Below are 15136 nucleotides of genomic sequence, written 5' to 3'. Positions count from 1 at the left end.
AGCAATTACTAATTTTCTAAATAATATTTTAATAGAGGGAGGATGGGAAAAGGATGAATTTAAATGAGAATTTAAAGAATAGTGCAGCAAGATTTCCTAATCATATTGCTTACACGTTTCTGAATCAAAGTACAACGTATGCCGAACTTGAAAAATTAGTAGATTGTGCTGCATCCGGGATATCTGCCGCAGGCATCCGAAAAGGGGATAGAGTCGCTTTAATGCTTGGTAATTGTCCTGAGTTTGTAATTGCTTACCATGGTATCCTTCGGGCAGGTGCAGTAGTTGTTCCGATTAATCCTGCCTACACTTTGGGAGAAATTTCCTATATTTTATCGAATAGCCAAGCAAAAGCTTTGATTGCTCATTCATCTTTAGAAGCGACAATATCTCCATTAAGAGAGAAACTTGGAAATTTGAAGATGGTTATCTACACAGATTCAATCGAGTCCGAATGGTCTTGGGAGCGTCTAATTCATGATCAAATAGAAAAACTTGAAAGCCCTTCCATTGGAGAGGAAGATTTAGCGGTTATTCTTTATACTTCCGGCACAACTGGTAAGCCTAAAGGTGCCATGCTTTCCCATCGAAATTTGGCATCCAATACTGCTTCGATGTCCCAGCTTACAGAGTTTACTGAAGAAGATCGGATCATTGCGGTTCTTCCTATGTTCCATGTTTTTTGTATCGCGACTTGTATCAACATTCCGATTGCTTGCGGGGCATCCATTGTTATAGTTCCTAAATTTAGCCCAACTGAAGTGATTAACACAATTAGAAGAGAGAATGCGACCATTTTTGCCGGAGTTCCGACCATGTTTAGCTTTTTGTTACAGGTGCCAGGAGCGAAGGCCGAACATTTTTCATCGATACGGGCTTGTTTTTCAGGTGGTGCTTCGATTCCTGTTGAATTATTACATAGATTCGAAGAAAAGTATAAGGTTCACGTTTTAGAAGGGTATGGTCTTTCTGAAACGGCTCCCGTAACAGCCTTTAATCCGTTGCGGGGAACACGGAAAACAGGCTCTGTTGGTATTGATATACCTAATGTAAAGAACAAAGTGGTAGATTCGGATGGGATCGAAGTTCCAAGAGGAGAAATCGGAGAATTGATTGTAAAAGGTCCGAATGTAATGTTGGGGTATTTAGGAATGCCGGAAGCTACAGCTTCAGCATTGAAGGATGGATGGTTTTATACCGGTGATTTGGCCCGAATGGATGAAGAAGGGTACATCTATATCGTGGACCGTAAGAAAGATATGATCCTTGTTGGCGGATACAATGTCTATCCGAGAGAAGTCGAAGAGGTATTGTACCAACACCCAGCCATTGTCGAAACGGCCGTGGTCGGAATTCCGGATACAGAATACGGAGAAATCGTGAAGGCTTTTGTGGTCACTAATGATGAAGATATCACGATGGAAGAAATCCTGTATTTCTGCCAAGACAAACTTGCAAAGTACAAGCTGCCAAAACAAGTGGAATTTATGAAGGAATTACCTAAGAACAGCACAGGTAAGATTTTGAGAAGAGCTTTGCTTGTTGAACGAGTGGAAGTTAACTAATTTAATAGGGAACTAAGGAGGAATTGCTATGAAAGCAGCAGTGCAAACATTGGAATTTCCACTTTTTATAAACGGGGAGTGGAAGCCTGCGTTAAGCGGAGAAACGTTTGAGGTAGTAAACCCTGCAACTGGTGAAGTCGCAGCAAAGGTGGCGAAAGCCGGGAAAGAAGATGTAGAGGCGGCCGTTGTATCAGCTCGACAGGCTTTTGATTCGGGAGTATGGTCTAAAAAATCCCCACAAGAACGTGCTAACGTACTTGTCCAATTTGGCAACAAAATCATTGAACATGCAGAAGGATTGGGATACTTAGAATCTATTAGTTCAGGAGCAACGGTTCGACGCATTTCAAACATGGACATCCTATCCATTGTCGATCTCTTACAGCAAACAGCAAAGTTTACTGTAGAGTATCCCTATGTAGAATCCCTTCCTACTTTACCATTTCCTGGACCAAGCAATAACCAGGTTTGGAGGGAACCGATAGGTGTTGTAGCGGCCATTACCGCTTGGAATTTTCCAATGATTCTGGCTATGTGGAAATTGGCCCCTGCGTTGGCAATGGGGAACTCTATAGTAATCAAGCCAGCATCGAATACGCCGCTATCTACCTTGAAATTAGCGGAATTGGCAGCTGAAGCAGGAATCCCGGCAGGTGTATTCAATGTGGTATCTGGTCCTGGAGCCACCATTGGAGAAGCTCTTGTCACGCATCCAAGTGTAGACAAAGTGGCTTTTACTGGTTCTACAGAAGTAGGGAGCCGCATTATGCAGATGGCAGCCGGAACGGTAAAACGCGTCACCCTTGAGTTAGGCGGTAAATCACCAGCTATCGTAATGCCGGATGCCGACTTGAGTATTACCATTCCAGGCATTTTATTCGGATTCTTATCCCACTCTGGACAAATTTGTGAATCAGGCACTCGAGTTCTCGTACATGATTCCATTTATGATCAAGTAATTGAACAATTAGCTGAACTTGCAAGCACCATTACAATTGGAAATCCTTTAGATATGGCAACAGGAATGGGTCCGCTTGTTTCACAGCAGCAATTGGAAACGGTTCTCTCTTATATTGAATCCGGGATTCAAGAAGGGGCACGAATCGTTTGCGGTGGAAAACGCAGGATCGTAGAAGGATTTGAAAACGGATATTATGTCGAGCCTACCATTTTTGCCGATGTTCATAATGATATGAAGATTGCTAGAGAAGAAATCTTCGGGCCGGTTCTATCAGTCATCCGTTACTCCACAGTGGAAGAGGCAATTGAAATTGCGAATGATACGATTTATGGGTTAGCAGGCGGAGTTTGGTCGAAGGATGTGAATAAAGCCATGCAAATCGCCCGTGAATTAAAGGCAGGAACGATTTGGATCAATGATTGGCACATGCTCCGAAGTGATGCGCCATTTGGCGGTTACAAGCAAAGCGGTTTTGGGCGGGAATTAGGACGCCATGCATTGGATGAATATTCTCAAGTCAAGCATGTCCACTGCTCACTCGTTCCTGAAGTAAGCCAAAGACCTTGGTACCAAATTCTTTTGGGATAATCCTGGCCTCATTTATTAATAAAAATCTAAAAAAGCAGGTGATTGTATGTCGACATCATTTTTTCAATTTTCTGTTCGAACAGTTGTAAATAGCGGGGCGGGATCTAGAACTTTGCTTCCTGAGATGATTAAAGGGCTTGGCGGTAAACGGGCAGTGCTCTACACGGATAAAGGGTTAACACAGGCTGGAATTACTGAGCAAATTAAAGAATTATTTGCTTTCATGCCAGGAACTCCGGAGCTTGTTGGTGTGTTTGATGAAATCGAACAGGATGCAAAAGGTGGAATAATTAATCGCGGTGCACGTTTCTTTAAAGAGTGCAATGGTGATGCCTTAATTGCACTTGGCGGCGGCAGTGTCTTGGATACAGTAAAAGGGATCAAGTGGTTGCTCCATAAAGGTCTAGATGACATTCGTGATTCCCTACTTACTGGAAATGTGATGGAGTGGTGGCCGGAGGCTCAATATATCCCGATTCCGCACGTAGCCATTGCGACAACGGCGGGAACAGGAGCGGAAGTATCACCTGTAGCCGTTATCCTTAATGAAAGGCTCGGAATTAAATCAAACTTGCTTCATCCGTTTATCAATGCGGACATGGCGATTCTGGATCCGGATTTAACAGTAGGGCTACCTCCTAGAATCACTGCCTTTACAGGATTTGATGCCTTGACGCATGCAGTGGAAGCTTATTTTTCACCGAAAGCCAATCCTATGACAGACGCCTATGCCTTGCAATCGATACGTATGATTGTAGACAATCTGAAGACTGCGGTCCATAAAGGGGACGATCTTTCAGCAAGAGCGAATATGCTGATGGCAAGTTCGATGGCCATTTCTGCTTTCTGCTTATGCCTGAATGCCGTTCCGGTTCACAATATGGCACATGCAATCGGGGCAAAATTCAATATCCCACACGGACTGGCTAATGCTGTGCTTTTGCCAAATGTTATGGAATCTTTGCCTGAATATTATTTGACGCGAATCGCTGGGTTTGCCCAAGCATTAGGTATCGAGAACCCATCAGATAAACATGAGCAATGTTTAGAGGAAGTTATTCAATTCATAAGAGATCTCCGCAAAGCGGTGAATTTACCTGATACTTTTGCTGAATTTGAATGTAACGAAGATAAGCTACACCTTTTGGTGCCGGCTGTTCACCATGACCCTGCAGGAGTTTTCTTCAAGATCCCAGCGCCTATTATCACCAAAGTGATAAATGAAGTGTTCGAGTTAAAAGCAATAGAGGCTTAACACGACCATTGGCAATCTTGTAATCCGGAAAACACTTGAAAACCTCCTGTTAATGTAGGGTCGGAGACCTGACAGCCAGGAAGTCAAAAGTGTTTTCCTTTTTTGTAAATTCAAAAAACAACAATCCTTGGAGGTTTATATGATAAGCAAAGTTTTTAATCCATCTAAGTCCGCCACTTCTTTTACAAAAAAGGCAAATTTAGGAGTATATGAATCACTAAATTTCAAAGATCGACAGGATTTCGAAGATGCAAACCGCGGTTTTATTGCACCTTTACAATCTACAATTATTAAAGATCATTCCGGTGAAGTTGTTTGGGACATTGATAAGCTAGAATTTCTTAACAACATTGCTCCAGCCACAGTGAACCCAAGCCTTTGGAGAAATGCCCAATTACAGGCTATATCTGGTTTATTTGAAGTGGTAGAAGGAATTTATCAAGTGCGTGGGCAATCCATCGCCACCACTTTCTTTTTTGAAGGGAAACAAGGCGTCATTGTCTGTGATGCATTAGGAAGTACGGAATCCGCTGAAGCTGCCATGGAATTATATTATAAACATCGTCCAAGAAAGCCAGTTTCAGCCATTATTATTAGTCAAAGTCATGCGGACCATTTTGGCGGCATTCAGGCTGTTCTAAAGTATGCGGAAAATCCGGCCATTCCTATTATTGTTCCTCAACATTTTACAAAAGAAGCGTTAAGTGAAAATGTGCTTTTGGGTACCATTATGGCGCGTAGGGCCGAGTATCAGTTTGGTAAAAATATTCCAGATGGAAGTAAGGGCTCTGTATCAATAGGTATAGGTAATACAATGAGTTCTGGATCGATGAGTTTTGCGCTGCCTACAATTGAAATAGAAAATGAAATCCAAACGATGGAAATCGATGGCGTAACATTTCAATTTTTGTTAACCCCAAACACAGAAGCACCTGCTGAAATGCATTTTTATATCCGAGATTACAAAGCATTATTTGTCTCAGAGAACGCCAATCAATTGATGCATCAAATTTATACGGTTAGAGGGGCAAAAACTCGGGATGCTCTGCATTGGGCTAATTCACTCGATAAGACCATTGATTTATTTCAGAATGAAGATATCGATGCTTTGCTCATGATTCATGCATGGCCTGTTTGGGGCAAGGATCGTGCTTTAGGACATTTGAAATTGCAGCGAGATTTGTATAAATATATGCATGACCAGACAGTACGTTTAGCCAACCATGGATATACGATGGAGGAAATAGCTGAAACGATCAAACTTCCAAAATCATTAGATATGTATTGGGGGAATCGTGGGTATTACGGTACGTTAAAGCATAATTCAAAAGGAATTTACAATTATTATTTAGGTTATTATAGTGCACATCCTTCAGATTTAGATCCTTTACCACAAGTGGAAACAGGTCTTAAATATGTAGAATACATGGGCGGAGCAGTTGCTATTCTGGAAAAAGCAAAAGACGACTTTGAAAATGGGGAATACCGTTGGGTAGCTCAGGTATTAAAAAACGTTGTAATGGCTGACCCAAAAAATACGGAAGCAAAAAATTTATTAGCGGATGCATATGAACAATTGGGTTACCAAGCCGAATCAGCCAATTGGCGAAATATTTATCTTGTTGGTGCTTCCGAACTAAGAAATGGTTTAAATCAAGATCATACACCATTAGATGTTTCTGGAATTATTCACTATATGCCAGTGGAGGATTTCTTAAAGTTGATCGCTATTAAACTAAACGGACCCAAAGCTGATGGTAAAAAAATCACGTTGAATATAATCCTATCTGATTCAAACCAAAAATATGCAATATATATAGAAAATTCTGTTTTGATTTATAAAGAAGGTAAGGTTGACGCTAACCCAGATGTTACCGTAACTCTTGATCGAATAACATTCTATGGTATTGGGCTGGGTCTTCTTTCACCTGTTCAAGCTGTTGCTGCAGGTAAATCAATGATCTCTGGTGACCAAACAAAATTAGATGAATTTCTATCACTTTTGGATGAGTTCGACAGTCTTCCAAATATCGTAACGCCTTAATTAACAAACAAAACAATTTTTCCATGAGAGGCAGGAGTTTGAATGAAGCGTTGGACGAAATGGGTGATTTTACTTGCACTTTTTATTATGTCTATTGTTAATTTTGCCGATAAATCCATTACAGGTTTAGCCGGAATCCATATTATGAAGGATTTGAATCTAACTTTCTCTCAATTTGGAATGGTTGGAAGCAGTTTTTTTTGGTTGTTCTCATTAGCTGGAATAGTAGGGGCTTCTTTATCAGACCGTTATGGAACTGGAAAAATATTGGCTGTTATGGCGATTATTTGGACCATGGCGCAATCTATGGTGATGTTTATTTCAGGACTTCCACTACTATTATTTAGTAGAGTTTTACTAGGTGTAGGAGAAGGCCCTTTTCAAGCAACCGCAATCAGTCATATTAGTAAATGGTTTAAACCGGAATCACGTGGACTGGCCATATCAATCATAAATTTTGGAAATATTGTGGGCATAGCTGTTACAGCCCCGATAGTGGTTTTTTTGATGTCAAATTATGGTTGGAAACAAACGTTTTTTATTTCTGGCATTCTCAGCTTTGTCTGGTTAATTAGTTGGCTATGGCTCGGACGGCTGAAATCAGATAATTCGTTTGAGGAAGAGGGAAATAAACAGGAAAACAAACAAGAGACATATGGGAAGGATATATGGAAAGCGTTACGATCTCCAATTTTTATTTTTACATCCTTAGCCGCATGTATCGGCTTTTCTTATATTGTTTTTGGGCTTACCTTTAATCCTGCCTATCTAATGAAAGTTAAGGGATTCACTGAACAACAAGCTGGAAAAATTATTGCTATTTCCGGATTAATAGGGGCGATGTCTTCATTAGTGCTGGCAATCATTTCAGATCGAATATACAAAAAAACTCTAGATTTATGGAAGTCACGCATTCTTTTTTCTGCCAGTAGTCTGATTCTAGCAGGAATTTTATACGCTTTATATCCCCTTGTTAATGGAAAGGGTTCGATCATCACTATCCTTTCTTTGGTGTATACGGTCGTGGTTACTGCTGGCAACCTTAATCCTACAGTCATCATTAGTTTACTTCCAGAGCGGAGAGGTGTTATGACAGGTACTTATTATGGAATCATGACTTCCTCAGGTATTTTTGCTCCCATTATTTTTGGAAAGCTCATTCAAACTTCAGGTGCAAATCCTGCAGTTGGTTTTAGCTCATCCATATATGGAATCTCTGTTGCTATGGTGAGTACAGCTTTATTGATGTTCCTGTTCGGAAAGCCCAAAAAACGAGTCATAACAGAGAATAAAAATAAGATAGTGAACCTCTAATCTCACTGGACTCATTAATAACATAGATTTCGATTTAATCTAGAATCTTTACTATATTTTAAAAAGGATGTGCCTAATATGGCTGCAAAAAAAGATAATCTAAAAGAATCATTGAAAGAAACAATAACGCGAAAGAAGAAACAAGAAGTGGACGAAACGGTAGAAATTGTAGATGAACCATTACTAGAAGAAAAACAGGACGAAGAAACCATTGTCGATGGTGAAAATGAAGCATCGCTTTCTAGCCTAGACCTGCTCTGGCGATATGCATTTGCTGAATTAGATGAATGGGCAAAGTGTGTTGATCACCGCGACGAAGCCCTCTTAAAAGAGGTGAGACGATTCTCTGAAATTGTACAACGGAATCAGGGAAGTAAAAAAGCAATAGCTGAGCAATTTATAAAGGAATTTACTGAATGGGAAAAGACTGCACGTGATGAATTTTTAATGTCAACCACCACCTTGCAGCATTTCTTTCCGGTTCAGTCTTATGAGGAAATAAATGCGCAAATGGATCAAATTCAAAAGACAGTATTGTCACTCTTAAGTACACCGTGCCGAACTATTGCAAACTACCAATCGATTGAGAAAAATATAGAAATGATGGAGCATTATATTGATCTTAGGAAAAAAGGAAGAGTGCAATATATCAAAACTATTAAACAAGCTGGAAATCCGCTATATGAATATCAAAAAGGATTTGTCAATCTATTTGCAACAAAATTCAAAGAACTTATCTTCCCGCTAAATAAATATATGGAAAACACCGAAGAACCTACAAAGTCTTAATTTAAGGAGAGAAACAGTATGTCAAATGAAAAAATATATGATCTATTTTCTGGATTCAACCAATTGAGTGAAATGTGGGACAAACAAGTAACTGACCTATTATATAACCTAACAGACAACAAAGAATTTGTTCGCACAGCAAGTTCAGGCCTGAACACTTATTCATTTTACCTAGAGCGACTTAGAAAAAACCAAGAGCAAATTGCGGCACTAATGAATATCCCGACAAAGAAAGATGTCGCTAATGCCGCAAAGCTATCTATTCAGACAGAAGAAAAAATTGATTTGTTAGAAGAACAAATTTGGAAATTACAAAATAGTGTAAGCTCCATTACTAAAGAAAATTCAGGAATGTTCGAAGAAGTAGTCAATATTGTCATGCAAATGAAGAATGAATTCCAAAAGATGGCCCAAGAGCTGGCGGAAACGCAAAAAATGAATGCCGACCTTCAGGAATTGCGGAAAGAAATAGAGAGAGGCCTCATCGGAATAGAGCGGGAAAAGCATAAAAAAGTATCGGAAAAAAGGCAGGAGAAAGATCTAGTGCTTACCGGTATTAAATAACATTGAAGAGAGGAGTGATAATTTTGAAAGCAGTAGGAACAAACTTTTTTCCAACCTTAAACTTAGAAAAAGAAGCGAAACGGTGGAATCAGCTATATAAAATTATGACCGAGCCAAAGCCAGATATTGTACCTACACCGAGACAGACTGTCTGGAAGAAAAATAAAGCAACCTTATGGTATCATCCTGCAAAGGAAAAAAGACATGCGATTCCGTTATTTCTAGTATACTCCTTGTTAAATAAGGCGTACATTCTTGATATCGGTGAAGGAAGCAGCGTTGTAGGCGGACTAACCGAGCGCGGATATGATGTCTACCTATTGGACTGGGGGTCCCCTGGGCTTGAAGATTCTGATATCACCCTTGATAATTATATCATTGATTATTTGGAGAACGCCCTTAAACGAGCTTTAAGACATTCAGGTGCAAAGGAAATATCCCTTGCCGGCTATTGCCTGGGTGGAACCATTGCAGCCATCTTGGCTTCCATAACGGAACTGCCAATTAAGAATTTATCCCTTGCGGCCGTACCAATTGATTTTAGTATCGGCATCTTTCCTGATAAATTGTTGGAAGCACTACAAAAAGGGCAGCTAAGTCTTGACCGTTTTGCTGATGCACATGGGACCATTCCATCAGAAATTATGCATTTGATATATAGGATGGTATCACCTGGTTTTGCAAGTTCTACTATCAATCTCGTCACCCGTGCACATGATGAGAAATATGTAGAAAAGTGGCGCCGAATGGATAAGTGGACGAATGACTCTGCTTCGTTTGCAGGTGCTGCATTCAAACAGTTGTTTAGCGATCTCTATCAAGAGAACAAACTCTTAAAGGGAGAATTGGTGATTGGTGGCAGGAATGTGGATTTAAAGAATATAAACTGCCCGCTTTTTGTCTTCTCTTGCTCACGTGACACAATTATATTAGATAAGCAAAGTCTTCCGGTGATGGACCTTGTTTCAAGTAAGGATAAAACTTATGAGGTTTTTGAAGGTGGACATGTTTCACTAGCATTGACTGGGGTATTCGCTGAAGTTTGGGATAAGTGGCTTTCGGCTCGATCAGAGGAAACGAAGGGGATTTAATAATTAATGAAAGCTTTATATAGAATAGAAGAGTCATCAAGAGATAGTGTAAAGTATGCACAGCAACATTTAGCAAATGAAAGAACGTATCTTGCATGGATACGTACGGCTATATCGATAACAGGAGTAGGTTTCTTAACAACTTCATTACATTTTACCATTAAAATCAGTTCCAATCACTACATTAATACCTTAGTCATCATTCTTGGAATCTTTGCGTGTACTATCGGTTTTATAACTTGTGTATTGTCGACAATACAATACACTCGGAAAAGATTGGAAATTACAGGTGGTATCTACACACCTTCTAACCATTCCATAATCTTTGTTTCTAGTTTATTTTCTCTATTAATGTTCATGATTTTTATGTATTTATCTTTTTTATTATTAGTGAAGTCCTAAGTAATGCTTTAAAGAAGGTCATTGGGATACTTAAACTCAATGACCTTCTCTAATTTTGTACATAATTCTTGATTGTTACGAGCTAACCTCAACAACCTCTTGATCTGATAAAAACACTCGATGGGCTTCGAAAAATTTAGTCAAATCACGTTTACTTGTTTCCTGCATAATTCGAATAAAATCAGCCGTGGTAGAAACACCAAACTTCATTGCTTTGAAATAGGCTTTTATTGAAGCATAGAATTGGTCGTCACCTAGCTCCTTTCGAAGGTCATCCACCGTCTGGGCTCCGTACGCATATATCGTGTAATAGTAGTTTCTTTTACTTTCTGTTCCATTTTCATAGAACTGATCGATGGAATGGGTTAGGTGAGCGTCTGCTAATCGCGCTTCTTCCACTGGCATACTAGAATCTAAAGATTTGTCGAATAATGCAGCAGCATAACTTGCAAAGGATTCATCTAACCATGGTTCATCAAATTCATTATTCCCGATTATCCCATAAAACCATTGATGACCAATCTCATGTGCCGTAGTAGAATCAATTCTAGCTGCTTTCCCATCGGATGGTATGGATATCATGACGAGCTGTGGGTACTCCATCCCACCAAACCAGCCTTCCATTGCACAAATATCCAGCTCTGGCCATGGGTAGGCTCCAAACTTTTCACTGAATAATTGAAGACTCTTACTGCCGTATTCCATTAAATCTACATATTCTGTGTGTTCATCTTTATAGTAAACATTCACATTTACATTTCCGACCTTCGTTTGTTTTATCTTATAGGTAGGATCCATTTCCATCGCAAAATCCCGGACATTTTCAGCCTTATATTTATGAGTAGCTAATGCCCCGTTAATCTTCGGACTTCCAACCTCGGTTCCTGTTGTAGCGATGATTTGCTCTTTTTCAGTTGTAAGGGTTACATCATATTGTCCTGATAACGAATAAAAGGATTCACCACCATTGAAATAAGGGTCTGCGTTCCACCCCTCGTTATCATAAACGGCAAGAATAGGAAACCAGTTCCCTAATGAGGTGGTCGTTTTATTCCAGCCAAAGCGATCCAGTGCTTCTGGCACTGTAACTGTAAAATTCATTTCCACTTTGCCTTTTTCTTTCTTTTTAATACTCACCTCAGGTATATGTAGAGCGGTTCCGTCAAGGGAATAGGTCGCAGGTTGACCATTTACCTTTAATTGATCAACAGTTACATTGGACTCTTTTTTAGTTACCGCTAAATAGGTGTTTGCATTTGCCCAGACGTTGAAATATAAGTTCGTTAAATCTACATCTAAATTATTAATAAAATCAACAGTCATTTTCCCTGTTATTACATGTTTACTAGAGTCATAAGCGACATCCATTACATATTTTGGATCTGCTGGGCCTTTCACTTTACTCGCTGGCCCATGGACAATGTCTACTCGTTTATCAACAGGTTCTGCTTTGGGCTGTTCCTCTGTTGGCTTTTGTTCATTTGCTTTGTTTTGTTCTTCAGCTTTGGGCTTTTCTTCAGAAGTAGGTTTGGCTACTGTCTTTACCACTTTAGGTGGTTTTACTTCTTTAGTTGAGTCATTTTGAAAAGAGAAAAGTGCCCCAAAGGTTAAAAGAAGAAAGACACCAGTGCCAATCATTTGGACTTTAGTTTTATCTGTTTTGTTCTTAGAGGCAAAAATGGTCCAACCAAGAAAAATAAGAAAACCCACAAACGACGAAATGACTAACATCAATTTCATTAAAATCCCCCTTTTTCTACTTTTGTTAATATTAATTCTGAAAATTCTAATATCCATATTGTTAGACGTCACTTTTACAAGAAAGTTACCTATAAGGAATTGAAATAAATTTTTCATTGTACTAGTGTATAAGTAAATAGATTGTGATTTTTATTAAAGGAGATGTGAATGATGGAAGAAGTAGTTATACGAATAGCTGAAGAATTGGATCTTCCGTTCATACAATCTATTTACAATCAAGGTATTGAAGATAGAATTGCCACGCTTGAAACGGAAACAAAAGATGTCTCCTATATGAAGGAGTGGTTTGAGAAGCATCAGGGTCGATATAAGGTGATTGTAGCAGAATATGAAGATCAAATTGTTGGCTGGGCTTCTTTGAATCAATACAATAACCGATGCGCTTATGACGGGGTTGCCGATCTTTCTGTTTATATTTCAAGAGAATATAGAGGAAAGGGAATTGGCAAAAAGCTTTTATCTGAACTTGAATTCCTTGCTAAAGAAAATGGCTTTCATAAAATAGTTTTGTTTACATTTCCTTTTAATAAAATAGGACAGGGATTATATACAAAAATGGGTTTTAGGGAAGTAGGGGTATTTAAAAACCAAGGAATTTTAGATGGTAAATTTGTTGATGTCATGGCGATGGAGAAAATACTTTAGTCTAAAATCAATCTTATTTATTTACGAGAACTTTACATTTAAGTTCTTGAATTCATTTGTTCGTTGTTTTAATATATAAGCAAATAGTTATATATTAATTTCTATATAAAATGTATAAGTTGCTAAAGTCTAACAGATAATTAAAAAAGCTATATTTGACTTTCATATAAGTAAATTATTATTTGCTTATGTAACGGAGGAGGGGTTATTGATGCTGAAATCAAAGGTTGATTTGGATCGTGCGGCGAACGTCTTGAAATTATTAGGTGATAAAACACGTTTATCTATCATTGCTATCTTAAAACAACGTGAGTGCTGCGTCTGTGAATTCCTAGAAGTATTTGAGATGAGCCAGCCATCCATCAGTCAGCATCTTCGTAAATTAAAGGATGCAGGCATGGTTAAGGAAGAACGAAGAGGACAATGGATTTATTATTCCTTAAAACAGCAAAGTGAGCTATATGGACTTATTGAAGACATTTTAGAACATGTACCAGACCAGACAGAGAAAATTAAACAAATTGAAAAAAGCAACCCTACACTTCAATGTGGGTGTTAACAATAGGGAGTGAAAAAATTGAGTAATTTTGAGAAAAAACGCTTATCATTCCTTGATAGGTATCTAACACTATGGATTTTTCTAGCTATGGCTATAGGGATTGGATTAGGATTTGTCTTTCCAGGCTTTGTAGATAACATGAACAGTTTACAAGTAGGAACTACATCCATTCCACTTGCCATTGGTTTAATTTTAATGATGTACCCTCCGTTAGCAAAAGTTCGTTATGAGGAAATTGGGCGTGTTTTTAAAGATGTTAAGGTCCTCACTTTGTCCCTGGTACAAAACTGGATCATCGGGCCGATCCTTATGTTTTTATTAGCTATTATCTTTCTTCCAGATAAACCAGAGTACATGGTTGGCCTTATTATGATTGGTTTAGCCCGTTGTATTGCTATGGTTATTGTTTGGAATGACCTAGCAAAAGGAGATACCGAGTATGCAGCTGGATTAGTCGCATTCAATTCGATCTTCCAAATGCTGTTCTTCTCTGTGTATGCCTACGTGTTTGTGACCATTATTCCAGAATGGATCGGAATCCAAGGCGCAGTTGTCAATATTACAATGCTTGAAGTAGCGAAATCAGTTTTCATTTATTTAGGAATTCCTTTTATCGCTGGAATGATTACACGCTTTACAATGGTAAAAGCAAAAGGCAGACAGTGGTACGAGAAGGTATTTATTCCAAAAATCAGTCCTATTACTTTGATTGCATTGCTATTTACGATTATCCTTATGTTTTCATTAAAAGGGGACGCGATTGTTAGCTTGCCATTAGATGTTGTCCGTATCGCTATTCCGTTATTAATTTACTTTGTAATCATGTTCTTTGTTTCCTTTTTTATGGGGAAGAAAATTGGAGCAAACTATCCAGTAACAACAACCCTTGCATTTACTGCTGGAAGTAATAACTTTGAGTTAGCAATAGCTGTTGCTGTTGGTGTTTTTGGAATCCATTCGGGTGCTGCCTTTGCAGCAGTTATTGGACCACTAGTAGAAGTACCAGTCATGATAGCGTTAGTCAACGTGGCTTTATGGTTTAAGCGAAAATATTTCAAAGAAAATGCAGCATAAAAACTAACAATAAAGGTGGAGAACAACATGGAAAACAAAAAAACAATTTACTTCTTATGTACAGGAAATTCCTGCCGCAGCCAAATGGCTGAGGGCTGGGCTAAGAAACATTTGAGCAGTGAGTGGGAGGTCAAAAGTGCTGGTCTTGAGGCACATGGCTTAAACCCTAACGCAGTAAAAGCAATGAAGGAAGCTGGCATTGACATCTCTAAACAAACATCTGATGTAATTGATCCTACTATTTTAAATAATGCGGACTTAGTTGTTACATTGTGCGGTCATGCTGCAGACCACTGCCCTGTTACTCCTCCACATGTAAAACGGGTTCACTGGGGCTTTGATGACCCAGCTAAAGCAGAAGGAACGGAAGAAGAAAAATGGGCATTCTTCCAACGTGTCCGTGATGAAATCGGGGACCGTATTCATCGTTTTGCTGAAACTGGCGAGTAAGAAAGAATTTCATAGCCAAGAGTAAAAATACTCTTGGCTATATCTTTAAAATTCATATAAGTAAATGCTTATAT

General features: G+C 38.9%; 14 protein-coding genes. 13 read left to right on the top strand and 1 reads right to left on the bottom strand.

Features of this window, described 5'->3' with window-relative positions; all coding sequences use genetic code 11:
• Window positions 1-53: 53 nt before the first annotated feature.
• The 9 genes from QFZ87_RS20725 (at window position 54) to QFZ87_RS20685 (ending at window position 10573) form a co-directional block, all read left to right on the top strand.
• Entirely contained in the window at window positions 54-1565 is a 1512-nt protein-coding gene (locus QFZ87_RS20725; RefSeq protein WP_309865742.1) for a long-chain-fatty-acid--CoA ligase, read from the top strand.
• A gap of 28 nt (window positions 1566-1593) precedes the next feature.
• Window positions 1594-3114: an aldehyde dehydrogenase family protein gene (locus tag QFZ87_RS20720; RefSeq protein WP_309865739.1), complete on the top strand. Its 1521-nt coding sequence runs from the start codon at window positions 1594-1596 to the stop codon at window positions 3112-3114.
• Window positions 3115-3160: 46 nt separating this feature from the next.
• Complete coding sequence (locus QFZ87_RS20715) at window positions 3161-4369, top strand: iron-containing alcohol dehydrogenase (RefSeq protein WP_309865736.1); 1209 nt, start codon at window positions 3161-3163, stop codon at window positions 4367-4369.
• A gap of 139 nt (window positions 4370-4508) precedes the next feature.
• On the top strand, window positions 4509-6413 hold the full coding sequence (locus tag QFZ87_RS20710) for an alkyl/aryl-sulfatase (RefSeq protein WP_309865733.1): 1905 nt from the start codon (window positions 4509-4511) through the stop codon (window positions 6411-6413).
• A 42-nt stretch (window positions 6414-6455) separates the two neighbouring features.
• Complete coding sequence (locus tag QFZ87_RS20705) at window positions 6456-7727, top strand: MFS transporter (RefSeq protein WP_309865731.1); 1272 nt, start codon at window positions 6456-6458, stop codon at window positions 7725-7727.
• Between the two features lie 78 nt (window positions 7728-7805).
• Window positions 7806-8516 (top strand): hypothetical protein, encoded by a 711-nt coding sequence (locus tag QFZ87_RS20700; protein ID WP_309865729.1) that lies wholly within the window; start codon window positions 7806-7808, stop codon window positions 8514-8516.
• An 18-nt stretch (window positions 8517-8534) separates the two neighbouring features.
• The gene (locus QFZ87_RS20695; protein WP_309865726.1) at window positions 8535-9080 is read left to right on the top strand and encodes a polyhydroxyalkanoate biosynthesis repressor PhaR; all 546 of its coding nucleotides are present in this window, start codon (window positions 8535-8537) and stop codon (window positions 9078-9080) included.
• 23 nt (window positions 9081-9103) lie between these two features.
• Window positions 9104-10171 (top strand): alpha/beta fold hydrolase, encoded by a 1068-nt coding sequence (locus tag QFZ87_RS20690; RefSeq protein ID WP_396133939.1) that lies wholly within the window; start codon window positions 9104-9106, stop codon window positions 10169-10171.
• 6 nt (window positions 10172-10177) lie between these two features.
• On the top strand, window positions 10178-10573 hold the full coding sequence (locus tag QFZ87_RS20685; protein ID WP_309865721.1) for a YidH family protein: 396 nt from the start codon (window positions 10178-10180) through the stop codon (window positions 10571-10573).
• Window positions 10574-10648: 75 nt separating this feature from the next.
• Here the strand turns inward: QFZ87_RS20685 and QFZ87_RS20680 are convergent, their stop codons facing one another.
• On the bottom strand, window positions 10649-12313 hold the full coding sequence (locus tag QFZ87_RS20680; RefSeq protein WP_309865717.1) for a M1 family aminopeptidase: 1665 nt from the start codon (window positions 12311-12313) through the stop codon (window positions 10649-10651).
• Window positions 12314-12484: 171 nt separating this feature from the next.
• Here QFZ87_RS20680 and QFZ87_RS20675 point away from each other — a divergent pair, with 171 nt between their 5' ends.
• From QFZ87_RS20675 to arsC, 4 genes are all read left to right on the top strand, one after another.
• Window positions 12485-12979 carry an arsinothricin resistance N-acetyltransferase ArsN1 family A gene (locus QFZ87_RS20675; RefSeq protein WP_309868016.1) on the top strand — a complete coding sequence of 165 codons (495 nt, stop codon included), beginning with the start codon at window positions 12485-12487 and terminating at the stop codon, window positions 12977-12979.
• A gap of 211 nt (window positions 12980-13190) precedes the next feature.
• The gene (locus QFZ87_RS20670; protein ID WP_309865715.1) at window positions 13191-13538 is read left to right on the top strand and encodes an ArsR/SmtB family transcription factor; all 348 of its coding nucleotides are present in this window, start codon (window positions 13191-13193) and stop codon (window positions 13536-13538) included.
• 18 nt (window positions 13539-13556) lie between these two features.
• Window positions 13557-14612, top strand: coding sequence for an ACR3 family arsenite efflux transporter (gene arsB / locus QFZ87_RS20665; RefSeq protein WP_309865713.1), 1056 nt, complete (start codon window positions 13557-13559; stop codon window positions 14610-14612).
• A gap of 27 nt (window positions 14613-14639) precedes the next feature.
• On the top strand, window positions 14640-15062 hold the full coding sequence (gene arsC, locus QFZ87_RS20660) for an arsenate reductase (thioredoxin) (protein WP_309865710.1): 423 nt from the start codon (window positions 14640-14642) through the stop codon (window positions 15060-15062).
• Window positions 15063-15136: the final 74 nt, after the last annotated feature.

The organism is Bacillus sp. SLBN-46 (genome assembly GCF_031453555.1).
Lineage (GTDB): Bacteria > Bacillota > Bacilli > Bacillales > Cytobacillaceae > Neobacillus.
Note: the sequence above shows the minus strand (reverse complement) of the source record. Positions and strands in the feature narration are given on the sequence as shown.

What these genes read in the sequence shown, in the direction of transcription:
- QFZ87_RS20725 (WP_309865742.1), top strand. Translation starts at nt 54, where the DNA reads ATGAATTTAAATGAGAATTTAAAGAATAGTGCAGCAAGATTTCCTAAT.
- QFZ87_RS20720 (WP_309865739.1), top strand. Translation starts at nt 1,594, where the DNA reads ATGAAAGCAGCAGTGCAAACATTGGAATTTCCACTTTTTATAAACGGG.
- QFZ87_RS20715 (WP_309865736.1), top strand. Translation starts at nt 3,161, where the DNA reads ATGTCGACATCATTTTTTCAATTTTCTGTTCGAACAGTTGTAAATAGC.
- QFZ87_RS20710 (WP_309865733.1), top strand. Translation starts at nt 4,509, where the DNA reads ATGATAAGCAAAGTTTTTAATCCATCTAAGTCCGCCACTTCTTTTACA.
- QFZ87_RS20705 (WP_309865731.1), top strand. Translation starts at nt 6,456, where the DNA reads ATGAAGCGTTGGACGAAATGGGTGATTTTACTTGCACTTTTTATTATG.
- QFZ87_RS20700 (WP_309865729.1), top strand. Translation starts at nt 7,806, where the DNA reads ATGGCTGCAAAAAAAGATAATCTAAAAGAATCATTGAAAGAAACAATA.
- QFZ87_RS20695 (WP_309865726.1), top strand. Translation starts at nt 8,535, where the DNA reads ATGTCAAATGAAAAAATATATGATCTATTTTCTGGATTCAACCAATTG.
- QFZ87_RS20685 (WP_309865721.1), top strand. Translation starts at nt 10,178, where the DNA reads ATGAAAGCTTTATATAGAATAGAAGAGTCATCAAGAGATAGTGTAAAG.
- QFZ87_RS20680 (WP_309865717.1), bottom strand. Translation starts at nt 12,313, where the DNA reads ATGAAATTGATGTTAGTCATTTCGTCGTTTGTGGGTTTTCTTATTTTT.
- QFZ87_RS20675 (WP_309868016.1), top strand. Translation starts at nt 12,485, where the DNA reads ATGGAAGAAGTAGTTATACGAATAGCTGAAGAATTGGATCTTCCGTTC.
- QFZ87_RS20670 (WP_309865715.1), top strand. Translation starts at nt 13,191, where the DNA reads ATGCTGAAATCAAAGGTTGATTTGGATCGTGCGGCGAACGTCTTGAAA.
- arsC (WP_309865710.1), top strand. Translation starts at nt 14,640, where the DNA reads ATGGAAAACAAAAAAACAATTTACTTCTTATGTACAGGAAATTCCTGC.